19 protein-coding genes and 2 tRNA genes are annotated in these 21239 nt (G+C 66.7%); 13 read left to right on the top strand and 8 right to left on the bottom strand.

Annotated elements, in window-relative coordinates; translation table 11 throughout:
• Nucleotides 1-38: 38 nt before the first annotated feature.
• The 3 genes from JNJ68_RS05275 to JNJ68_RS05265 form a co-directional block, all read right to left on the bottom strand.
• On the bottom strand, nucleotides 39-1289 hold the full coding sequence (locus JNJ68_RS05275) for a sarcosine oxidase subunit beta family protein (protein WP_294979885.1): 1251 nt from the start codon (nucleotides 1287-1289) through the stop codon (nucleotides 39-41).
• Between the two features lie 124 nt (nucleotides 1290-1413).
• Nucleotides 1414-1944 carry a DNA starvation/stationary phase protection protein gene (locus JNJ68_RS05270; RefSeq protein ID WP_294979883.1) on the bottom strand — a complete coding sequence of 177 codons (531 nt, stop codon included), beginning with the start codon at nucleotides 1942-1944 and terminating at the stop codon, nucleotides 1414-1416.
• A 110-nt stretch (nucleotides 1945-2054) separates the two neighbouring features.
• A complete protein-coding gene (locus JNJ68_RS05265; RefSeq protein WP_294979881.1) occupies nucleotides 2055-2495 on the bottom strand; it encodes a helix-turn-helix domain-containing protein in 441 nt (146 codons plus the stop codon).
• Between the two features lie 79 nt (nucleotides 2496-2574).
• Here JNJ68_RS05265 and JNJ68_RS05260 point away from each other — a divergent pair, with 79 nt between their 5' ends.
• Nucleotides 2575-3249 (top strand): cation transporter, encoded by a 675-nt coding sequence (locus tag JNJ68_RS05260; RefSeq protein WP_294979879.1) that lies wholly within the window; start codon nucleotides 2575-2577, stop codon nucleotides 3247-3249.
• A 45-nt stretch (nucleotides 3250-3294) separates the two neighbouring features.
• Here JNJ68_RS05260 and JNJ68_RS05255 read toward each other — a convergent pair whose 3' ends face one another.
• Nucleotides 3295-4728 carry a Glu/Leu/Phe/Val dehydrogenase gene (locus tag JNJ68_RS05255; protein ID WP_294979877.1) on the bottom strand — a complete coding sequence of 478 codons (1434 nt, stop codon included), beginning with the start codon at nucleotides 4726-4728 and terminating at the stop codon, nucleotides 3295-3297.
• A gap of 344 nt (nucleotides 4729-5072) precedes the next feature.
• Here JNJ68_RS05255 and JNJ68_RS05250 point away from each other — a divergent pair, with 344 nt between their 5' ends.
• The 7 genes from JNJ68_RS05250 (at nucleotide 5073) to glpX (ending at nucleotide 12133) form a co-directional block, all read left to right on the top strand.
• Entirely contained in the window at nucleotides 5073-7103 is a 2031-nt protein-coding gene (locus JNJ68_RS05250) for a Tad domain-containing protein (protein ID WP_294979875.1), read from the top strand.
• Nucleotides 7100-7642 carry a TadE/TadG family type IV pilus assembly protein gene (locus JNJ68_RS05245; protein WP_294979873.1) on the top strand — a complete coding sequence of 181 codons (543 nt, stop codon included), beginning with the start codon at nucleotides 7100-7102 and terminating at the stop codon, nucleotides 7640-7642. The genes JNJ68_RS05250 and JNJ68_RS05245 overlap by 4 nt, the downstream gene beginning before the upstream one ends.
• A 6-nt stretch (nucleotides 7643-7648) precedes the next feature.
• Nucleotides 7649-8260, top strand: coding sequence for a hypothetical protein (locus JNJ68_RS05240; protein ID WP_294979872.1), 612 nt, complete (start codon nucleotides 7649-7651; stop codon nucleotides 8258-8260).
• A 72-nt stretch (nucleotides 8261-8332) separates the two neighbouring features.
• Nucleotides 8333-8563 (top strand): hypothetical protein, encoded by a 231-nt coding sequence (locus JNJ68_RS05235; protein WP_294979870.1) that lies wholly within the window; start codon nucleotides 8333-8335, stop codon nucleotides 8561-8563.
• A 65-nt stretch (nucleotides 8564-8628) separates the two neighbouring features.
• Nucleotides 8629-9918, top strand: a complete 1290-nt coding sequence (locus JNJ68_RS05230; protein WP_294979853.1) for a homoserine dehydrogenase — start codon at nucleotides 8629-8631, stop codon at nucleotides 9916-9918.
• A gap of 83 nt (nucleotides 9919-10001) precedes the next feature.
• On the top strand, nucleotides 10002-11096 hold the full coding sequence (locus JNJ68_RS05225) for a hypothetical protein (protein ID WP_294979851.1): 1095 nt from the start codon (nucleotides 10002-10004) through the stop codon (nucleotides 11094-11096).
• A gap of 71 nt (nucleotides 11097-11167) precedes the next feature.
• Entirely contained in the window at nucleotides 11168-12133 is a 966-nt protein-coding gene (gene glpX / locus JNJ68_RS05220) for a class II fructose-bisphosphatase (RefSeq protein ID WP_294979850.1), read from the top strand.
• Nucleotides 12134-12209: 76 nt separating this feature from the next.
• Here the strand turns inward: glpX and JNJ68_RS05215 are convergent, their stop codons facing one another.
• On the bottom strand, nucleotides 12210-12782 hold the full coding sequence (locus JNJ68_RS05215; RefSeq protein WP_294979848.1) for a hypothetical protein: 573 nt from the start codon (nucleotides 12780-12782) through the stop codon (nucleotides 12210-12212).
• 220 nt (nucleotides 12783-13002) lie between these two features.
• On the opposite strand from JNJ68_RS05215, the gene recJ reads away from it, so the two are divergent.
• The 4 genes from recJ (at nucleotide 13003) to JNJ68_RS05195 (ending at nucleotide 15904) form a co-directional block, all read left to right on the top strand.
• Nucleotides 13003-14742 (top strand): single-stranded-DNA-specific exonuclease RecJ, encoded by a 1740-nt coding sequence (recJ, locus tag JNJ68_RS05210; protein WP_294979847.1) that lies wholly within the window; start codon nucleotides 13003-13005, stop codon nucleotides 14740-14742.
• A gap of 62 nt (nucleotides 14743-14804) precedes the next feature.
• A tRNA-Glu gene (locus tag JNJ68_RS05205) sits at nucleotides 14805-14879 on the top strand.
• 115 nt (nucleotides 14880-14994) lie between these two features.
• On the top strand, nucleotides 14995-15786 hold the full coding sequence (locus JNJ68_RS05200; RefSeq protein WP_294980051.1) for a lytic murein transglycosylase: 792 nt from the start codon (nucleotides 14995-14997) through the stop codon (nucleotides 15784-15786).
• 43 nt (nucleotides 15787-15829) lie between these two features.
• A tRNA-Glu gene (locus JNJ68_RS05195) sits at nucleotides 15830-15904 on the top strand.
• Between the two features lie 11 nt (nucleotides 15905-15915).
• Here the strand turns inward: JNJ68_RS05195 and JNJ68_RS05190 are convergent.
• The 3 genes from JNJ68_RS05190 to JNJ68_RS05180 all read right to left on the bottom strand — a co-directional run bounded on the left by JNJ68_RS05190 (nucleotide 15916) and on the right by JNJ68_RS05180 (nucleotide 19283).
• Entirely contained in the window at nucleotides 15916-16914 is a 999-nt protein-coding gene (locus JNJ68_RS05190; RefSeq protein WP_294979845.1) for a GGDEF domain-containing protein, read from the bottom strand.
• A 2-nt stretch (nucleotides 16915-16916) separates the two neighbouring features.
• Nucleotides 16917-17492 carry a heme NO-binding domain-containing protein gene (locus tag JNJ68_RS05185; protein WP_294979843.1) on the bottom strand — a complete coding sequence of 192 codons (576 nt, stop codon included), beginning with the start codon at nucleotides 17490-17492 and terminating at the stop codon, nucleotides 16917-16919.
• A gap of 63 nt (nucleotides 17493-17555) precedes the next feature.
• Nucleotides 17556-19283: a DUF4153 domain-containing protein gene (locus tag JNJ68_RS05180; protein ID WP_294979841.1), complete on the bottom strand. Its 1728-nt coding sequence runs from the start codon at nucleotides 19281-19283 to the stop codon at nucleotides 17556-17558.
• Nucleotides 19284-19612: 329 nt separating this feature from the next.
• On the opposite strand from JNJ68_RS05180, the gene JNJ68_RS05175 reads away from it, so the two are divergent.
• On the top strand, nucleotides 19613-21239 hold a 1627-nt coding region (locus tag JNJ68_RS05175), incomplete at its 3' end, for a DNA topoisomerase IV subunit B (RefSeq protein WP_294979839.1).

Below are 21239 nucleotides of genomic sequence, written 5' to 3'. Positions count from 1 at the left end.
CGGCGGCCAGGAGGAACGCTGCAAGCATCGCCACCCCCTCAATGCAAATTATGCTGGCTGCCGGTGCCTTCTTCATCCAGAAGATGCCCCGTCGCGAACCTGTCCAGCCGGAACTTCCGCGCCACCTCATGCGGCTCGCCGGTGGCCATCAGATGCGCCATGCACCAGCCCGAGGCCGGCACCGCCTTGAACCCCCCGTAGTTCCAGCCGCAGTCAAGAAACAGCCCGTCCACATGCGTCTTGTCGATCACGGGGGACCCGTCCGGCGACATATCCATGATCCCGCCCCAGCTCCGCAGCACCTTGGCGCGCCCGATCATCGGCATCAGGGTCATGCCCGCTTCCATCACATGCTCGACCATCGGCAGGTTCCCCCGCGCGGCGTAGCTGGCGTAGAAATCGAGGTCGCCGCCAAAGACCAGCCCGCCCTTGTCGGACTGCGAGATATAGAAATGCCCCATCCCGAAGCTGACGACGTGGTTGATCACCGGCTTCAGCCCCTCGGTGACGAAGGCCTGTAACACGTGGCTCTCGATCGGCAACCGCATCCCGGCCATCGCCGCCACCTGGCTTGACCGCCCCGCCACCACGATCCCCACTTTCTTCGCCCGGATCGCGCCGCGCGTGGTCTGCACACCGCGAACCACCCCGTTCTCGATGTCGATCCCGGTGACCTCGCAATTCTGGATCAGGTCCACCCCGCGCTTGTCCGCCCCCCGCGCATAGCCCCAGGCCACCGCGTCGTGCCGGGCACTCCCACCCCGGGGATGCAGAAGCCCGCCGTAGATCGGGAACCGGGTCTGCTCGAAATCCAGATAGGGCAGATGCTCCCGCACCCCCTCGCGGTCCAGGAGGATCGCATCGTCGCCCTGGTTGATCATCGCATTCCCCCGCCGGGCGAAGGCGTCCCGCTGCCCGTCCGAGTGGAACAGGTTGATCAGCCCGCGCTGCGAATGCATGACGTTGTAGTTGAGATCGGCCTCCAGCCCCTCCCACAGCTTCAGCGAATGCGAATAGAACTCGCTGTTCCCCGGCAGGAAGTAGTTGGCCCGCACGATGGTGGTGTTCCGCCCCACGTTGCCGCCGCCCAGATAGCCCTTCTCCAGCACCGCGACATTGGTGATCCCGTGGTTCTTCGCCAGGTAATAGGCCGTCGACAGCCCATGCCCGCCGCCGCCGATGATCACCACATCATATTCCGCCTTCGGCGCGGGGTCGCGCCAGGCCGGGGTCCAGCCCTTGTTGCCGAACAACCCTTCCGTGATGACCTTCAGGCCGGAATAGCGCATGGAAGACCTCCCCTGACCCGGCCATCAAAGCGGGTCAGGAGGAGTTATTCAACCGCTCAAACATCAAACCTTTGCCAGCCGCGACATAAGGGCGTCGCGGACGGCGGTTCCGGGTCCAAGCCGCTCAATGCCCGCCGCTCTGGGCCGGGCGCAGGGTCTCGAACAGGAACCAGACCCGGCGCTCGGCATTGTCGATCCAGATCTCGATCATGCTTGCCGTGGCCACGTCGCCATGCTCGTCGCAAAGGTCATGCACCTCGCGCAGCGCCAGGATATGCGCCTTGTTGTCCTCCATCAGCTCGGCCAGCATGTCCGCAGGTTCGACATAATCGGCCTCGTTCGGCTTGACCCGCGTCATCGCCGCAACCTGGTTGATGGATTTCAGCGCCGCGCCGCCGATCTTGCGGGCGCGCTCGGCAATGTCGTCGGTCCCGGCCAGGATCTGCGCCGCCTGTTCGTCCAGCATCAGGTGATAGTCGCGAAAATGCGGACCCGAGACATGCCAGTGAAAGTTCTTGGTCTTGAAATACAGCGCGAAACTGTCCGCCAGAAGCCCGTTCAACGCTGCCGAGATGTCCTTGACCGCATTGTCGCCCAGATCGGTCGGGGTCTTCAGCCTGCCGCGCGCGGGCTGGAGTTGTGCTGTCTTCGCCATCGTTGTGCTCCTCGGTTTCACCCCGCTGCGGGGCAGCGGGACAACCCCGCGCCCGACGCATCGGTTCCGACGATCCGGGCCGCCCAGGCCATCGGCGACGGGCTGCCCCGTCAGCCCTTCAGCGCGTCCGTATCATGGGGCCCGTCGCAATGGGCGTGATCGGAGAGACTCTCCATCACCGCGCAGCTCTCGACCGTGCCGCTCCGGCAGGCTGACAGCATCCGCTCCAGTTCCTTCTCCAGCCCCTGCAAGGCTGCGATCCGGCGCCGGACATCCTCCAGCCGGGCCTCGGCCAGTCGGTCGGCATGGGCGCAGGGCGCATCGGGATGCCCCGCCAGCTCCAGAAGGTCGGACAAGGCCGCCATGTCGAAGCCCAGGTCGCGCGCATGGCGGATGAAGCGCAGCCGTGCCACATCCTTCGCGCCGTACAGCCTTTGGCCCCCCTCGCTGCGCGGAGGGGCGGACAACAGCCCCCGCTCCTCGTAGAAACGGATCGTCGTCACCTTGACCCCGCTTTCCCGCGCCGCCTCGCCGATTGTCACGTCCCGCATGCCACCCATTTTCCCGCTTGCCCCTACAGTCACTGTAGATGCTATCAGCGATTCGACAGATCAAGTTTCGGAGAAGAAAATGTCGGCCAGCTGTGGGCATCAGGTCAGTTTCGATGGCACCTCTTCCGGCTATCGCCGCGCGCTCTGGGCCGTGATTGCGCTCAATGCCACCATGTTCGGGGTCGAGATCACGGCGGGCGCATTGGCGGGCTCGCAGGCGCTGCGGGCCGACGCGCTGGATTTCCTCGCCGATGCGCTGACCTATGGCGCCAGCCTCTGGGTGATCGGGCGGCCGCTCGCCACGCGGGCACGGGTGGCGATGGCGAAGGGCATCTCGCTTCTGCTGATGGGCCTCTGGGTCTTCGGCTCGACCCTTTGGCTTCTCCTCGGCCCCGGCCTGCCGCGTGCCGAGGTGATGGGGATCGTCGGTGCGCTGGCGCTGACGGCCAATCTGGCAAGCGTACTGATCCTGCTGCGCTACCGCGACGGCGACGCCAACGTGCGGTCGGTCTGGCTGTGTTCGCGAAACGATGCGGTGGGCAACGTTGCCGTGATGGGGGCGGCCCTTCTGGTCGGCATCACGGCGACGCCCTGGCCCGATCTGGCAGTGGCCGCGGCAATGTCGGGGCTGTTCCTGTCCTCGGCCTGGCAGATCCTGACCCGCGCGCGGACCGAGTTGAAACAGGCCACCCCGGACCAGCATGACCATGATCACCCCCACGACCATGATCATCACGCCGGGCACGCGCACTGACACCGGCGGGACGCCCGGCCCGGCGACCGGCCCGGGCGCAGACCCCTAAAGACCCTTCGACCGATAGGTCTGCGCGACACGGCCGATCGACACGATATAGGCCGCGACCCGCAAGTCCTCGACGTCCTGGCGCGAATGCCAGACCTCGCGCATCGCCTGATAGGCCGTGCGCATCGTGTCGTCCAACCCCGAGCGGACCAGCGCCAATTCGTCCGAGCCGGTCAGGAACCGCTCCTTGAACCCCTCGGCCAGCGTCCAGCCCAGGCCCCGGTCGGCCGAGAGCCGCTCCAGCTCCTCGACCAGCAGGCGCGACCGCGCCTCCTCGGCCCGGCGTTGCATCCGGCCGAAACGGATGTGGGACAGGTTCTTCACCCATTCGAAGTAGCTGACCGTCACGCCCCCGGCATTGGCATACATGTCCGGGATGATCACGCAGCCCTTGCGCCGCAGGATTTCATCCGCGCCGAAGGTGATCGGACCGTTCGCCGCCTCGATGATCAAGGGCGCCTTGATCCGCTCGGCATTGGACAGGTTGATCACCCCCTCCATCGCCGCCGGGATCAGGATGTCGCAGGGCTCCTCCAGCACCGCCGCGCCGTCCGGCAGATGGGTCGCCCCGGGATAGCCCGCCAGCAGGCCGCCGTTCTTGTTCATCCACTGCCGCACGGCCTCGACATCCAGCCCCTTCGGATCGACCAGCGCGCCGTCGCGTTCGATGACGGCGATGACCTTGGCACCGTCCTCCTCGGACAGGAACTTGGCCGCGTGATAGCCCACGTTGCCCAGCCCCTGCACGATCACCCTCTTGCCCTCCAGGCCGCCGGTCAGCCCGGCCTTGCCCATGTCGTCCTTGTGCCGGAAGAACTCGCGCAGCGCATATTGCACGCCGCGCCCCGTCGCCTCGACCCGGCCCTGGATGCCCCCCGCATGCGGCGGCTTGCCCGTCACGCAGGCCTTGGCATTGATGTCCGTCGTGTTCATCCGCGCATACTGGTCGGCGATCCAGGCCATCTCGCGCTCGCCCGTGCCCATGTCGGGGGCGGGCACGTTCTGTGCGGGATGGATCAGGTCGCGCTTGATCAGCTCATAGGCGAAGCGGCGGGTGATCTGCTCCAGCTCATGCTCGTCCCATTGCCGCGGGTCGATGCACAGACCCCCCTTCGAGCCCCCGAACGGCGTCTCCACCAGAGCGCATTTGTAGGTCATCAGCGCGGCCAGCGCCTCGACCTCGTCCTGGCTGACCGACAGCGCGAAGCGGATGCCGCCCTTGACCGGCTCCATGTGCTCCGAATGTACCGAGCGGTATCCCGTGAAGGTCTCGATCTTGCCGCGCAGCCGCACCCCGAAGCGGACCGTGTAGGTCGAGTTGCAGACCCGGATCTTCTGCTCCAGACCCGGACTCAGATCCATCAGCTTGGACGCCCGGTTGAACATCAGATCCACAGACTCGCGAAAACTCGGTTCTCCGGAAACACTCATGCCATCCCTCCCTGAGACGGGGGCCTTGAACACTGCCCCGCGCCCCGACCCTAGCGCCAGCCGCAGGCCCGGGAAACCCGGAAAGCAAGATCACCCGCCGATCCGGGCCGAGGGCGCGGGAGGACCGAATCGATGCCGGCCACATGATTCTTGCCGATCCATGAACGGCCCGGATTTTTAACCCCCCGCCGCCGAACCAGAAAGATTCCCCCGGATTGTTTCCAGATTGTGGCAGCCGACCGGGGGTCTGGCAGCAAATGCCTTACTTCTGCCCGAACTTGTGCCTAGATGATCGCTTGGGAACCCGTCGTTTCTGACGGGAAGCTGCTGCAATGGATAGTGACATGTTGATCAAACCCGACGCGCGCCCGGTTTTTGCTCGCCTTGCCCGCAAGTCTTCCCAGTTCCGGACCGACGAGGGCGGCGCAATGGCCATCCTCGTGCTCTTCGTCTTCGTGATGATGGTGTTGTTCGGCGGGATCGCAGTTGACGTCATGCGCTTCGAAATGCGCCGCGTCGCCCTCCAGGAAACGATGGACCGCGCAACGCTGGCGGCCTCCAACGTCGTGCTGCCGGTCTCCCAGACGCCCCAGTCCGTCGCAACGGAATGGTTCGACGTGGCCGGACTCGGCGACGAACTGACCTACGATTATGCAGTCCAGGAAGTTACCGGCGAAGCGACCGCCACGTCGCGGAAAACGACGATGAAGGCCAAGGTCCGGTCCTACAACTGGTTCATGCACATGCTCGACGTCCCTTATTTCGAGGGGCCGACGATCTCCACGGCTCAGCAGGGCGTGTCGAAGATCGAAGTGATCATGGCACTCGACATCACGGGCTCCATGGCGGAATCCTCCGGCTCGACGACCAAGATCGCGGCCCTGCGCCAGGCGGCGTCCAACTTCGTGACCATTCTCAAATACGACAAGGATGCCGGCGGCGCCTACACGATCGAAAAAGACCCCAACAATCTGATCTCGATCGGGATGGTGCCCTATTCCTCGAACGTGAACATCCCGGTCGACCTGCGGAACCAGTTCACCGTTTCGCACCTGTCATACTGGAATTACATGGCCGACCAGGGTGTCCCGAAGATCAATTGCTTCGAGATTCAGCCAGAGACCTTCAACACGATGAAACTGGATCGGGACGTCCCGATCCCGATGGCCGCGGTTGCCCTTGTTGCAAAGGGTGCGCCCAACGCCACGATCACAAGTATCGGAACCGGAAACACCTATGGCGGCGTGGTGACGATCTCGGCAACGAACGCGACCGCGATCGACACCAACAGCGGCACCTACATGTGCAACCACGGCGACAACCCGAACACCGGGACCGATGAATCTGCCTCGAACCTGGTCGTGCTGCCGATGACGAACATGACCGCGCTGAAGACCCAGATCGGCCAACTGAACCCGCGCGGCAACACCTCGATCGCGGTCGGGATGCGCTGGGCCACCGCGCTCATCGATCAGGACGCGCGCCCGATCTACACCGCACTCCGCGCCGGGGTACCCGGAATGGCCGGTCGGCCCGCCGACAACGCCGACGACGAGGGCGTCACCCATTCCGACGGCACGATGGGCACCCGCAAGATCATCGTCGTGATGACCGACGGGACGCACGTCTCCAGCAAACATATCCGTGACGCCTACAAGAGCGGTCCCTCGCCGATCTGGCGCGGAGACGACGGCAAGTTCGCGATCGAGTTCAATGACAGCGGGCTGGCCCCCAATGGCGGCACGCGCCCCGGCATCAACCCGAACGGCGTTCCGGCCCCGGTCAACTCCTGCTCGGGCTGGTCGCTGGCCGACACCATCGTCAATGGCAAGACCGTCAAGCGCAACTACTTCGTGCCGCACCTGAAAGCCTCCTCGGTAAGGCGCAAGGTGGGTAGCCAGGCCGAAGGCGCGGGCACCGGCACCAACGTCTCCGGCGGCTGCGATCCGCGCGCCTGGATCACACCGCCGGCAGGGGTGGCACCCTGGTGGACGGGCAGCGGCGTCGTCCGTCGGCTCGACTGGTCGGAAGTCTGGCGCTACGCCTCGGTCGACTGGGTGATCGAACAGCTCTATATGCGCTCGAACGTGACTGGAGCCACCGACTACAACACCATCTACAACTTGATGGTCGGCAACTACCTGACCAGCACGTCCAACATGGACAGCCTCCTGGCAACCAACTGCACGGCGGCCAAGGCGGCGGGTGTCGAGGTGTTCGGCATCATCCTGGGCGATAACGTCACCGAGGCTCCAATCCAGAACTGCTCATCGCCGGGGACGGGCTATTACTACAAGGTGACGAACGCCGACAACCTCAACGCCGCCTTCGAGGAAATCGCCAAGATCATCTCGCCGCTGAGGCTGACGGAATGAAACCCGTACTTTACTTCCTCAAGGACGATTCGGGTGAGGCGGCGATCGAGTTCCTCTTCATTTTTCCGATCATCTTCCTGATCTTCACGGCGGCGTTCGAAAGCAGCATGTACATGGCGCGCTATGCCATGTTCGACCGTGCCGTGGATCAGACGGTCCGGCAACTTCGGCTTGGAACGATGGTCAACCCGACGCACCAGAATCTGAAGAGAACGATCTGCGAATCCGGGATGATGATCGAATCCGTCCAGACCTGCATCGACACGATGCGAATCTGGATGCAGCCGGTCAATACCGGCACCTTCGCCATGGTGGCGCCGCCCCGGTCCTGTGTCGATCGGTCCCAGCCGATCATTACCGATGAACCGCCCGCCAACGAATACTCTTTGGGCACCGACAACGACATCATGCTGATGCGGATCTGCATGAAGGGAGACCCGATGTTCCCGACCACCGCCGTCAGCGTGAAGATGCCGGTCGATACCGACGGCAGCTATGTCATGCTGGTGACGACAACCTTCGTGAACGAGCCGGGGTGATCTACCATGCGTACTTTCAAGCATCGCCTGATCACATTCCTTCGTGACGAGGACGGCCTGATCCTGGTCGAGGGGCTGATCATGCTTCCCCTGCTGATCTGGGCACTGGTTGCGATGTTCACCTACTGGGACGTCTTCCGCACCATCAACGTCACCCAGAAGGCAGCCTATTCTGTCGCCGATCTCCTGTCGCGCCAGCGCGACACGATCTCGACCAACTTCGCCAACGGCCTGCAGAACGTCATCGAGTTTCTGACCCCCGGCGGACATCCGGTCAAGATGCGGATCACCAGTCTGGAATGCAACGCCCCAACGGGGGCCAAGGTCTGCAACGCGACCAGTGGCAACTACAAGCTGCTGTTCTCGATGTCGCCGGGGAACAAGGTAACCGGCCTTACCTCGGCCCAGATCCAGCCTTGGAAGGGGACAAAGATTCCCACGCTGAACAACCTCGAAAGCGTTTTCGTCGTCGAATCCACGGTGGATTTCAAGGCACAGCTTCCAATGGTCCTTGCGGGGTTTCTGATCGGTGTCGATGACCAGACCTTCGGCGAATTCATCGTGACCCGTCCGCGCCACCGGCGTCTCTGCCTCCAGGGCACCACCACCTGCACCTGACATCCCGCGCTTTCCGGGCCTTTTCCGCAAGCGCGCGCGAGGATAGGCTCGGGGAGTGACTCCGGGGTTTCCATGCGCCTGACTGTCCTGCTCCTGTTCCTTGCGGCCATCAGCGCCTGCGCCCCCTTCCCCGAACTGCGGGCTGGGGGTCCGGAAGGTGTCACCCCGCCGCCGCTCCTGCCCATCGACGAACTGCTCGCCCAGGCCGCCGCCCCCACCCCCGATCCCGGCCCCGCGCTTGTCGCCCGGGCCGCGCGGCTCAAGGCCCGCGCCGCCGCCATCGCGGTCACCCCCGCGCCCTGACGGCGTTGCACCCCGCCCGGCTTCCGGCTAACACACGGCAGCCCATAATTGCCCGAGGTTTACCGATGTCCGCCGCTCCCCTCCGTCTTGGCCTTGCCGGTCTGGGAACCGTCGGCATCGGCGTCGTCAAGATCGTCCAGGCCCATGCCGACCTGATCGCCGCCCGAGCCGGGCGCCCGGTGACGATCACCGCCGTCTCGGCCCGCGACCGCACCAAGAACCGCGACGCCGACCTCTGCGGCTATGCTTGGGAAACCGACCCCGTCGCGCTGGCCACCCGTCAGGATATCGACGTCTTCGTCGAGGTGATGGGCGGTCACGAAGGCCCGGCGAAACACGCAACGGAAACCGCCCTGCTATCGGGAAAGCACGTCGTTACCGCCAACAAGGCGCTCCTCGCCCACCACGGCCAGGCGCTTGCCGAAACCGCCGAACGCGAAGGCCTCGCTCTCCGTTTCGAAGCCGCCGTCGCCGGTGGCATTCCCGTCATCAAGGCCCTGACCGAAGGTCTTGCCGGCAACCGCATGAAGCGGGTCATGGGGGTGATGAACGGCTCCTGCAACTACATCCTCACCCGGATGCAGTCGGAAAACCTGCCCTACGAAACCGTCTTCGAGGAAGCCCGCCAGCTTGGCTATCTGGAGGCCGATCCCAACCTCGACGTTGGCGGCATCGACGCGGGCCACAAGCTCTCGCTCCTCGCCTCCATCGCCTTCGGCACCCGCGTCGCCTTCGACGCGGTGGAACTGGAAGGCATCGGCAATGTCTCGATCGACGATATCCGCCTGGCCGAGGACATGGGCTACCGCATCAAGCTCCTCGGCGTGGCGCAGATGACCGGGCGGGGTCTGGAGCAGCGCATGACCCCCTGCCTCGTCCCCGCCGACCATCCGCTCGGCCAGCTCCAGGGTGGCACCAACATGGTGGTCCTCGAAGGCGATAGCGTCGGCCAGATCGTCCTGCGCGGCCCCGGCGCCGGGATGGGCCCGACCGCCAGCGCCGTCATGGCCGACGTGATCGACATCGCCCGCGGGGCCCAGTTGCCCACTTTCGGCCAGCCCGCCAGTACCCTGACCGCCGCGCAGCCCGCCCGCGCCGCAACCCCCGCGCCCTATTACCTGCGGATGACGCTTCTCGACAAACCCGGCGCGCTGGCGAAGATCGCCACCTGCCTCGGCGAGGCCGGTGTCTCCATCGACCAGATGCGCCAGTACGGCCACCAGGGCGCCAATGCCCCGGTGCTGATCGTCACCCACAAGGCCGCCCCCGACGACGTCGCCCACGCCATGACCCGCTTCGCCGCCACCGGCGTCCTCGTCGGCCAGCCCGTCGCCATCCGGATCGAGGAAGTCTGAGCGCCCCCTGATCCTTCCAGCTTGACAGACTCCGCCCGCGGCCCGACCCTTGCGCCATTGGTTCATGGGTTCGGAGGCCGACGATGCGGGCATTCCTTCTGGCGCTCATCCTCACCACGCCCGCGCTGGCCGACCCGATCCCCGGCACCGATGACCCCGCCTTCCGCGCCCCCTTCGACCGCGCCCTGCAAGGTGACGACCCCACTGCCCTGACAGAAATACATGCCGCCGCCGAGGCCGGGAACACCGCCGCGATCCTCGCCCTTCCCGTGGTTAGCGAGTGGCTCCGCAGCACGCTCCCCTTCGCCGAACGCAAGAAGCTCGCCCGTGTCAACGGCACTGCGGTGCCGGACGCCTTTGCCGCCGCCGATCCCATCGCTGCGCTCTGGCGCCTTGGCGATCCCGGCACCGACATGGGCGCGCTCCTCTCCCGCGCCTTCGGCCTCTACGCGGCAGGCGAGCCGGACAAGGCCACCAGCCTCTACATGATCTGGCTCAACCAGACCGGTGGCTTCGGCCCGCTGCCCGACGGCTTCTTCGACCAGCCCGCCCCGGACTGGGCCACCGCCCATGTCCTCTGGGGTCGCCTGAACGACACAACCTTCGAACCCGCCGTCGAGACCGACGCCCTGGTGGTCGATCGCCTGAAGGCCGACGATCCCGCCGCCTGGATTGCGCTGGCCGGGTTCGCGGGCCTGCATCGAAGCGATGGCCCGCCCGCCGACACCGCCCGCTTCGCCGCACTCTTCGTCGCCGCAGGCATACCGAAGGAGGAAGCCGCCCGCCGGATGCAGGCCGTCGTCCCGGTGGTGAAGGTCATGCGCTACGAACCCGTTGACGCCGCCACCGCCAAGGCAGCCGTCGAAGCCTTCCGCTCCGAGCCGGAGTTCCAGCCGCTTCTCGCGCTTTGCACCTCGACCTGCCCGGCCACGGCCGATGCCTGCACCACCGCCTTCGTCGCCAGCTTCGGCCATCCCTACGGGCGCGCGAATACCGCGCAACCGCTCACATCGCTCATCCCGACCGCCGATTTCTTCGCCACCCCGCGCGGACGAACCCTGCTCTTGCGCTCTACTGCAGGCCCGCTTGGCCCCGATCCCGCCGCCTCGCCGCTCCTTGCCGCCACGCGGGCCATCGACGCCTGCCTCGCCGACGCGATCCTGGCAACCCAACCCTGAACGCTGTTAGCGTCACCACGCTTGCCGCAGTGCCAACCCCCGGCTACACCGGAGAAAACCGCGGGGGACCCATGTCTGAAAAACTGAACTTCCAGGACCGGCTCCTGTCGCTGGGCCTCGGCCGCGTCTCCGAGGCCGCCGCGCTGGCCTCGGCCCGGCTGATCGGGCGCGGCGATGAAAAGGCCGCCGACCAGGCTGCCGTCAACGCCATGCGCGACCAGTTGAACCTCCTCGACATCAAGGGCGTCGTCGTCATCGGCGAGGGCGAGCGTGACGAGGCCCCGATGCTCTACATCGGCGAGGAGGTCGGCACCGGCAACGGACCCCAGGTCGACATCGCGCTGGACCCGCTGGAAGGCACCACGCTGACCGCCAAGGACATGCCGAACGCCCTGACCGTCATCGCCATGGCCCCGCGCGGGACGCTCCTGCACGCGCCTGACGTCTACATGGACAAGCTGGCCATCGGCCCCGGCCACAAGCCCGGCACCGTGACCATGTCGATGTCGCCCTCCGAGCGCGTCTCGGCGCTGGCCGCCGCCAAGGGCTGCTCGACCGAGGACATCACCGTCTGCATCCTCGAACGTCCCCGGCATGAGGATCTGATCGCCGAAGTCCGCTCCACCGGCGCCGCGATCCGGCTGATCACCGATGGTGACGTGGCCGGCGTCATGCACTGCGCCGAACCCGAGATCACCGGCATCGACATGTACATGGGCTCCGGCGGCGCGCCCGAGGGGGTGCTGGCGGCGGCCGCGCTGAAATGCATGGGCGGCCAGTTCTACGGCAAGCTCCTCTTCCGCAACGACGACGAACGCGCCCGCGCCCGCAAGGCCGGGATCACTAATTTCGACCGGGTCTACACGCGCGACGACCTGGTGCGCTCCGACGTGATCTTCTCGGCCACCGGCGTGACCAACGGCTCGCTCCTTGCCGGCATCAAGCGCGAACCCGGCTGGGTGACGCTGGAGACGATCCTGATGCGCTCCAAGACCGGCTCCGTCCGCCGCATGACCTACAAAAGCCCGCTGCGCTGACCCCGTAGGTCGGGGCCTGCCCCGACATGTCATCACTCCGTCGGGCTTCACCCCGACTCCCGTAGGGTGCGTGGCTTCACGCACCACCCCGTAAGGTGGGCAATTTGCCAACGAACCGCTTCCACGGCTCAGGTTCGGGAAGATCGATCCCGTATTCCGCCCGCCACCATTCCCTATTCTCTTCGCTGTCGTGAAGACGTGCGAAGCAGGACATGTCGCCCTCCTCCAGAATCTCCAGCGCAAAGGCCACTTTAGACAGCCAAGCGAAATGCGCCTGCATCTCATCCCAGGTCCGGGAGAGTTCGATCCCATTGATCCGCCAACAAATCCGCCCCGGCTGCTCCCTGTTGGCCGCCGCAATGCCCTGCAGACCATGACAGATGCCGTTGCGAATCTTCTGTGCTTCGCGCAACTGCTGTCGCAGCCTCCGGGCCAGTGAGGCCCGGAACGGCCGGTTCCCCTCATCGGCCTGCACGCGGCGCTGCCAGTGATCTAGGCGCGAGGAAACGCTTGTTGGAAAGCTCTCGTCGCCCGCTTGGCGCGGCGCGGCGTCATCAAGTTTCTCCACCGTGCGCTCGATCCCAACCCACAGCGAGATCAGGGAACCTATCACACCCTTCATATCGTCGTATGTGCCTGACTGTTCCATTGTCTTCTCCCGGCTCCGGCTCAGCTTCATCGGTCTGCCACACCGCGCCGCAAGCCCCACCCCTTGCCACGACAGCCGCCTACCTCTGGAAGATGATCCTTACCACTTCCCTAACGCCCGCACCCAACCCTTTGCTTCCAAACGATACCCCGGAAATGCCCACCGTGGACACCCCCCATCCCCCTTGCGCGACGCCTCCCTTTCCGGCACCCCTACCCGCATGACCCCCTTCCTGAACGTCGCCACCTCCCTCACCGGCCGCCGCTGGACCGGCCCCGACGCAGCCCAGGACCGGCTGGCCGAGGGGATGGCCCAGCAGACCCGCCTCCCCCTCCCCCTCTGCCGCATCCTCGCCGCCCGCGGCATCACGCCCGAGGCCGCCCCCGCCTTCCTCGCCCCCTCGCTCCGCGACCTCCTGCCCGATCCGCTCACCCTGAAGGACATGGCCCCCGCCGCCGACCGCCTCCTCCGCGCCGTGGCGGCCCGCGAACGGATCGCCATCTTCGCCGACTACGACGTCGACGGCGGCGCCTCCGCCGCTCTTCTGCTCACTTGGCTGCGGACCTTCAACCTGCAAGCCACCCTCTACATCCCCGACCGCATCGACGAGGGCTACGGCCCGAACGTCCCCGCCATGGCCCAGCTCGCGGCCGCGCATGACCTCATCCTCTGCGTCGATTGCGGCACCCTCTCCCACGACCCCATCGCCGCCGCCAAGGGGGCCGACGTGGTCATCCTCGACCACCACCTCGCCCTCGAAACCCTCCCCCCCGCCCTCGCCATCGTGAACCCGAACCGGCAGGACGAGGACGGGAGCCTCGCCCATCTCTGCGCCGCCGGGGTCGTCTTCCTCCTCCTCGTCGAAGCCAACCGCCGCCTGAAGCAGCAGGGCCAACAGGTCCCCGACCTGATGGCGCTCCTCGACCTCGTCGCGCTGGCCACTGTCGCCGATGTCGCCCCCCTGACCGGCGTCAACCGCGCCTTCGTCCGGCAGGGGCTGAAGGTGATGGCCCGCCGCGACCGCCCCGGCCTCCGCGCGCTGGCAGATGTCGCCCGGATGGACCAGGCCCCCACTCCCTACACCCTGGGCTTCCTCCTCGGCCCTCGCGTCAATGCCGGCGGCCGCATCGGCCAGGCCGACCTCGGCGCCCGCCTCCTCGCCACGGCGGACGAGATGGAGGCTGCCCGCCTTGCCGCCCAGCTCGACCAGCTCAACACCGACCGGCGCGAGATCACCGAGGCGGTGCGGCTGGAAGCCCTGGCCCAGGCCGAGGCGCGGGGGCTGGACGCCCCCCTCGTCTGGGCCGCCGCCGAGGGCTGGCATCCCGGCGTCGTCGGCATCGTCGCCGCCCGCCTGAAAGAGGCCGCCAGCCGCCCCTCGGTCGTGATCGGCTTCGAGGGCGACGAAGGCAAGGGCTCCGCCCGCTCCATCCACGGGGTCGACCTCGGCGCAGCGATCCAGCGCCTCGCGGCAGAGGGGATGATCACCAAGGGCGGCGGACACCGGATGGCCGCAGGTCTCTCCCTCACCCGCGCGCAGCTTGAGCCAGCAATGGCGCGGCTTGCCGATCTCCTCGCCCGACAGGGCGCGGGGGCGCAGGGACCGCAGGACCTGCGGATCGACGGCCTCCTCGCGACCTCTGCCGCCACCGTCTCCCTCATCGAACAGATCGAGACCGCAGGCCCCTTCGGCCAGTCCGCCCCCGCGCCCCGCTTCGCCTTTGCCAACGCCCAGATCAGCACGCGGCGGATCGGCGACAGTCACCTGAAGCTTACCGTCTCGGACGGCAGCGGCCCGGCGCTCGACGCCATCGCCTTCGGCGCCTTCGAGGGCCCGCTTGGCCCCGAGTTGGAAGAGCCCGGCCATCGCCGCTTCCACCTCGCGGGCAAGCTGGAGCTGAACCACTGGAACGGGCGCACCAAGGTCCAGCTGCGCCTCGACGACGCCGCCCCGGCATAAGCCGCATTTTTTCTCTTGCAGAACCCCGTGGCAGATTCTAGACACCCGCCACGAGACAGCGTGGCCCGTTCGTCTACCGGTTAGGACTCCTGGTTTTCAACCAGGCAAAAGGGGTTCGACTCCCCTACGGGCTGCCACTTCACCAACTTGTCAGCAACACTTTCGCGCGCTTCACAAAGGCGTGCTTGAATGTTCGCACACCTTCAATAGATTGGCGCAAATTCCAAGCACAGGTACCTGAACGTGAGCCTTCTGTCCCGATTTGCCGCCATCACCCTGATTTCGACCTTCCCATTCGCGGCCCAGGCGGCCGGGTGCAGTGACACCGGGGGCAAGTACGAGGACTGGAAGTCCGAAATGGCGGCCGAGGCCAAGGCCGAAGGCGTCGGCAAGCGCGGGATCGACGCGCTGCTCGCGACGTCCTACTCCAAGGCCACGATTGGCGCGGACCGCAACCAGAAAAGCTTCAAGTACAGCCTGGAGAAATTCCTGAACGTCCGCGGCGCCGATACGATCATCGCGCAGGGCCGCAGCCGCAAGGCGAAGAACCCCGATTTCTACGCCAGCCTAGAAGCCGCCTACGGCGTGCCCGCCGGTGTCCTGCTTGCCATCCACGGCATGGAGACCGGCTTTGGCGGCTTCATGGGCGACACAAATGTCGTCTCGGCCATCGCGACGCTGACCTACGACTGCCGCCGGTCGGACTTCTTCCGTCCGCACCTGATCGGGGCGCTGAAGATGGTCGACAAGGGCATGATCTCGGCCAAGACCGTGGGGGCCAAGCACGGCGAGCTTGGGCACACCCAGTTCCTGCCCGGCAACGCCTATGCCTACGGGGTGGACGGCAACGGGGATGGCAAGGTCGATCTCTACAACCAGGCCGACGCGCTGGCGACCACCGCCAACTACCTGCGCAAGAAGGGCTGGAAACCCGGCAAGGGTTATCAGGAAGGCGAGCCGAACTTCGCGGTGATCCGGGAATGGAACGCCGCCAAGGTCTACCAGCAGGCCATCGCCATCATGGGCGCGAAGATCGACGGCTGACCCCTTGCATCCCCCCGCGCGCCCGGCTAGGACGCGCGCCAGTGGCCCGTTCGTCTATCGGTTAGGACATCTGGTTTTCAACCAGGCAAGAGGGGTTCGACTCCCCTACGGGCTGCCATCCCGCCCCACTCACTCCCCCGCTGCCAGCAGCACCGCGCGACCGCGTCCCGCGTGCTTGGCGGCGTAAAGCGCGCGGTCGGCGCTGGCGAGCAGCTGGGTCGCATCGGGCGCCGCAAAATCGGCCGAGCGCACGATGCCGATGCTGGCCGAGACCCGGGCCGTCCCGCCCTCGAAAACCATCGGCTCGTCGATCCGCGCGATGATCCGCCCGGCGATGGCCTGCAGCGTCTTCGGGTCGCTGCGGCCCGCCACGATCACCACGAATTCGTCGCCGCCGATCCGCGCCGCGCAATCCTCGGCCCGCAGCTGTTCGCGCAGGATGCGGCCCACCGTCTCCAGCACGAAGTCGCCTGCGGCATGGCCCAGCGTGTCGTTCACCGCCTTGAAATAGTCGAGGTCCATGTGCAAGAGCCCGAACCCCGCCCGCGCCGCGCAAAGCCGGTCCAGCACCAGATCCGCCGCGCGGCGGTTGCGCAACCCGGTCAGCGGGTCGGTCATCGCCTCTTCTTCCGCCGCCATCCTTGCGCCCTCCAGCCGCAGGTTCAGCCCCCGCAGCTCGCGCGTGACGGCGGCATTGGCCTCGGCGAGGTAGAGAAGTTCCATCGCCAGGTCGGTCGCGGCGAAATCGGCGTCGGTCAGGGCAAGATCGCGCACCGCCGAGATCAGGTCGATCCCGAAAGAGAGGTTCAGCAGGATGCCACCCTGCGGCCCCAGCCGCTGACCCAGCCCGCGCAAGCCAGCCTTGACGCCATTGCGCGGCACCAGGCGAAAGCGGTTTCCACCGCGCGCAAGCACCTCCTCAACCGTCACCGCGCCGCCGGGCGAGCGCACCTCGAACAGGTCCTCGAACCGCGCGCCCGGCACTGCGGCGGCGCCCAGAACCTGCGCCAGCGTCGGGCCATAGGCCAGGGCCAAGCCCTTGCTGTCCAGCAGCAGATGCATCGGCATGAAGCGCGCCAGCGTTGCGCTGTCCAGTTCGATCCGGTGGGTGGGATGGTCGGCCTGCATGGCTAGCCCTCCGGCAGCGCAAGGTGAAACTGCCGCGCCTCGGTGTGCTGCCGGTCCAGCACCGTGATCTTCGTGCAGCCGTCCGCGTCGGGTTCGATCACGCAAAGCGCACCGTAATCATCCGCCATCGCGGTCAGCAGCCCGACCAGCACCCGCTGCAATCCGCGCAGCGGCGACTTGCAGCGCAACTCGAACCGATCCGGCCCCACCTCGTCCAGCGTCAGTTCGGGCGCCTCCAGATGCGGCATCGCCAGCCGCGCGCGACCCGGCAGTTCCTCCAGCGAATGCAGGAAGTCGGCATAGCCGGTGCCGCCGAACCGCAGAAGCCGACGCACCCCTTCGCGGTCGGGGTTCGTCACCAGATAGATGCCCACATCTTCCCAGATCGTGTCGACCGACCTGCCCAGCACCCCCGCCGCGACTTCGGCGATACGATCCGCCGTGCCCGGATCGTAGCGCAGCATCGGCTCGAAAGCCGGGACGGTCACCCCGGCGGCAGAACATACCTCGTGCCAGCTCGCGGTTCCGAACGTATCCAGCACATAGCTTTGCAAGGATCGCAAGAGCAGCGAATCCATATCCGACCCCGTTGCAATCTCCGCCCCAAGCCTAGAGCGCATAGGTTAACAGATTCCGCCGCCTCACGGCAGGAAGATCAGCCCGGAAGGGCCGGTTCCAAGCTGGTTCAGCGGCACCGCCGTCACCGGCGGCACGGTCTGATGATATTGCCGCAGAAGCGCCGTCGCCTCGGCGGCATCGGGATAGCGCCCGTCAGGATGCGAGGCGCTGCGCTGGACCGGATTGCCGGCCTCGTCCAGATAGAGGCCCGAGATTTCGGTGTAGTCCGGGCTGCGTTGCAGAAACAGGATCGCCTCCTCGCCCGGCTGGTTCGGCAAGAGGTCGGCCACCACCATCAGGCAGTGCGGCGCTCCGGCCTCGCTTCCGCCGGTGCAAACCTGAGTCCAGTCCTGCAACTGGTAATCGTCGACCGCCCGCAGCAGCCTGTCGCGGGTTTCCGTCGCCGTCGCGGGTTGCACCGGCATCGCGATGGCCAGCGCCGCCACCAGCGCCTCGCGGTCGACGACCGGCCCGCCCGTCTGTCCTGCAAGCGCCGCCGCCAGCGCCTCCTGGCCCGGCGCGCGCGCCGTCTCCTCAAGCCTTGCGATCACCTCGGCCCCCGGCTTGCCCCAGCTCCGCAGCGCCGGAAGGTCCAGCTCCGCAACATCGGTCTTGCCCGCCTCGAACCGCGCCAGCTGGCTTTGCGCCGAGATCCGCTCGGCGTTCAGGACAGGCGTCAGCCACAGCACCGCCAGAGCGATGATCACCAGCGCCATGCGGATATTGCCCTGCCGGACGCGTTCCATCCAGCCCGGCCCCCGCAGCACGGCCAGGGCATAGACCAGCCCATAGGCCAGCCCCACGCCCGCAACCAGCAGGATGAACAGCCGCTCCGGCGTCCATCCATAGTCGGCCACCCGCAGCCAGATCGCATACAGCGCCAGGGCGGCGACCAGCGGCAGCACCAGCGCCATGCCCTGCGCGCAGCGGATGAGGAGCGGGCTCCGCGTCGCCTCGGCATCGGTCTGGTCGATGGCGATCGACACCAGCGCGACGCCGCCCGCCACCATGGTCAACAAGAGCGCCGCCGGCGACAGGTCGCCTGCCAGCCCGTCCAGCCCCCGGAACGGCAGGGCGACCAGGAACACCCCCATGACAGCCAGCACCACCGGCAGGAACAGCCGGAACACCCGCAGCACGACATAGGGCGACAAAAGCTCGGCCAGGTCATAGATCACCGCCATGCCCAGCCCGAAGACGGCCCCGGTCAGCACCATCGGCACCACCTCGTGCCGGAGGAGGCGCTGGATCACGTCGATCCCGACGATGCGCAGCACCTCATCCGACAGGTAGATCACCAGCCAGACGAGGCCGGTGAAGGCCGCCGCCGCCGCCCCGCGCAGCACGATCGACCAGGCCTCCAGGAAAAGCGCGGGATAATCCCGCCAGCTCGTCCGCGCCGCCGCGATCAGGAACGGGACCGGCAGTGCCGCGGCCACCATCAGCGCGAAGGCCGGGATCGGGCTGTCGAACAGGTCCTCCGCCTCGGCCCAGCGCAGCGCTGTCAGCCCGATCAGGCCCGCCACCACCGCGCCCAGCCCGAAGGCCCGCGGCACCGCCCGGCCAAGGCCCGTTGGCCCCGCCATCGCCAGAAGCGCGCCGAACCCCACGAGGATCAGGCCGAACAGCGCGAAGGCCGGATAGTGCCCGATCCAGCCCCGCTCGCCTGCCCTGAACACGGTCCAGAGCAAGGCCCCGCCCAGCCCCCCCGCCATCGCCAGCCGGACCCGAGCCGCGATCTGCCCCGTCATTGCCATTCCTCCCTGCCCGCCCATTGTTATTCGTTTGTGTAGCCACCGCGCATAGTCAGGATTTCCCGCCGCTTGCCAAGCGCCTTGCAACGGGAACCGTGCCCCCGGCTGAAAGCCACCGCCTGCCCAAGATGATCCGCCCGCTCGACTGCCTCCGGCTGCTTGCGCCACGGATTGCCGCAGACCTGAGTCCGCCGACCCGCCGGATGCATGCGCCCCCAACCCCGGCTTCCGCCGCAACACCATCGCCGACGGCACCCGCACCACATCTTGCGCCCCTCCCCCCGGAAATGGTCTAATGCCTGCGTATTTCCAGCAGGTGATCCTCCATGCCCAACGACCTCCTCTCCGGCGCCTCCACCTATGACGCCTCCTCGATCGAGGTCCTCGAAGGGCTGGAGCCCGTCCGCAAGCGCCCCGGCATGTATATCGGCGGCACCGACGAACGCGCGCTGCACCACATGGTCGCGGAAATCCTCGATAATGCGATGGACGAGGCGGTAGCAGGCCACGCCAACCGGATCGAGGTCGAACTTCACGACGACAACTCTGTCACCGTCCGCGACAACGGGCGCGGCATCCCGGTCGATCCGCACCCGAAATTCCCCGGCAAATCCGCGCTGGAGGTGATCCTCTGTACCCTCCACGCCGGGGGAAAGTTCTCCAGCAAGGCCTATTCCACCTCGGGCGGCCTGAATGGCGTCGGCTCGTCGGTGGTCAATGCGCTCTCCGACCTGATGGTGGTCCAGGTCGCCCGCAACAAGGAGCTTTATGAACAAAGCTTTTCGCGCGGCGTCCCGAAAGGTCCGGTCCAGAAGCTTGGGCCGACGCAAAACCGCCGCGGCACCAATGTCACCTTCCACCCCGACCCCGAGATTTTCGGCCACCAGGTCCTGAAACCCGCCCGTCTGTTCAAGATGACGCGGTCCAAGGCCTATCTCTTCTCGGGCGTCGAAATCCGCTGGAAATCGGCGGTCAGCGACGGCGAGACCCCGCAGGAGGCCACCTTCCACTTCCCCGGCGGCCTCGCCGACTTCCTGAACGAGAGCCTTCGGAAAGTGACAACCTACTCCGAACGCCCCTTCGCGGGCCGCGTCAGCTTCGAGGAGAAATATCAGGTCCCCGGCTCCATCGAATGGGCGATCAACTGGACGCCTGCGCAGGACGGCTACCTGCACAGCTACTGCAACACCGTCCCCACCCCCGAAGGCGGCACGCATGAGGCCGGATTCTGGGCCGCGATCCTGAAGGGAATCCGCGCCTACGGGGAGCGGGTGAAGAACCGCAAGGCCGACGCCATCACCCGCGACGACCTCCTCACCGGCGGCTGCGCGCTCCTCTCGATCTTCATCCGCGAGCCCAGCTTCGTCGGCCAGACCAAGGACCGGCTTTCCACCGAAGAAGCCGCGAAATGGGTCGAAAACGCCGTCCGCGACCATTTCGACACCTGGCTCGCCGCCGACCCCAAGTCCGCCGGGGCCATCCTCGACTTCCTCGTCCTCCGCGCCGAGGAACGCCTGCGCCGCCGCGAGGAAAAGGAAACCGCCCGCAAGACCGCCACCAAGAAACTGCGGCTCCCCGGCAAGCTGACCGACTGCTCGGCCAAGAACCGTGAAGGTACCGAGCTCTTTATTGTCGAAGGCGACTCCGCCGGTGGGTCAGCGAAGGGCGCGAGAAGCCGCGAGACCCAGGCCCTTCTCCCCCTCAAGGGCAAGATCCTGAACGTCCTCGGCGCGGCCTCGGCCAAGCTCAACGAGAATGCCGAAATCCGCGACCTCTGCGAAGCGCTCGGCACCGGCATGGGCAGCCGCTTCCGCCTCGACGACCTGCGCTACGAGAAGATCATCATCATGACCGACGCCGACGTCGACGGCGCGCATATCGCCAGCCTCCTGATGACCTTCTTCTTCACCCAGATGCGCCCGCTGATCGACAAGGGCCACCTCTACCTCGCCT

It is taken from the genome of Tabrizicola sp., assembly GCF_016793705.1.
Taxonomy (GTDB): Bacteria; Pseudomonadota; Alphaproteobacteria; order Rhodobacterales; family Rhodobacteraceae; genus Tabrizicola.
The sequence above is the reverse complement of the archived record's forward strand: the minus strand, read 5'-3'. Positions and strand labels throughout refer to the sequence as shown.

Coding starts and splice junctions, on each gene's coding strand:
- JNJ68_RS05275 (WP_294979885.1), bottom strand. CDS start 1,289: ATGCGCTATTCCGGCCTGAAGGTCATCACGGAAGGGTTGTTCGGCAAC.
- JNJ68_RS05270 (WP_294979883.1), bottom strand. CDS start 1,944: ATGGCGAAGACAGCACAACTCCAGCCCGCGCGCGGCAGGCTGAAGACC.
- JNJ68_RS05265 (WP_294979881.1), bottom strand. CDS start 2,495: ATGCGGGACGTGACAATCGGCGAGGCGGCGCGGGAAAGCGGGGTCAAG.
- JNJ68_RS05260 (WP_294979879.1), top strand. CDS start 2,575: ATGTCGGCCAGCTGTGGGCATCAGGTCAGTTTCGATGGCACCTCTTCC.
- JNJ68_RS05255 (WP_294979877.1), bottom strand. CDS start 4,728: ATGAGTGTTTCCGGAGAACCGAGTTTTCGCGAGTCTGTGGATCTGATG.
- JNJ68_RS05250 (WP_294979875.1), top strand. CDS start 5,073: ATGTTGATCAAACCCGACGCGCGCCCGGTTTTTGCTCGCCTTGCCCGC.
- JNJ68_RS05245 (WP_294979873.1), top strand. CDS start 7,100: ATGAAACCCGTACTTTACTTCCTCAAGGACGATTCGGGTGAGGCGGCG.
- JNJ68_RS05240 (WP_294979872.1), top strand. CDS start 7,649: ATGCGTACTTTCAAGCATCGCCTGATCACATTCCTTCGTGACGAGGAC.
- JNJ68_RS05235 (WP_294979870.1), top strand. CDS start 8,333: ATGCGCCTGACTGTCCTGCTCCTGTTCCTTGCGGCCATCAGCGCCTGC.
- JNJ68_RS05230 (WP_294979853.1), top strand. CDS start 8,629: ATGTCCGCCGCTCCCCTCCGTCTTGGCCTTGCCGGTCTGGGAACCGTC.
- JNJ68_RS05225 (WP_294979851.1), top strand. CDS start 10,002: ATGCGGGCATTCCTTCTGGCGCTCATCCTCACCACGCCCGCGCTGGCC.
- glpX (WP_294979850.1), top strand. CDS start 11,168: ATGTCTGAAAAACTGAACTTCCAGGACCGGCTCCTGTCGCTGGGCCTC.
- JNJ68_RS05215 (WP_294979848.1), bottom strand. CDS start 12,782: ATGGAACAGTCAGGCACATACGACGATATGAAGGGTGTGATAGGTTCC.
- recJ (WP_294979847.1), top strand. CDS start 13,003: ATGACCCCCTTCCTGAACGTCGCCACCTCCCTCACCGGCCGCCGCTGG.
- JNJ68_RS05190 (WP_294979845.1), bottom strand. CDS start 16,914: ATGCAGGCCGACCATCCCACCCACCGGATCGAACTGGACAGCGCAACG.
- JNJ68_RS05185 (WP_294979843.1), bottom strand. CDS start 17,492: ATGGATTCGCTGCTCTTGCGATCCTTGCAAAGCTATGTGCTGGATACG.
- JNJ68_RS05180 (WP_294979841.1), bottom strand. CDS start 19,283: ATGACGGGGCAGATCGCGGCTCGGGTCCGGCTGGCGATGGCGGGGGGG.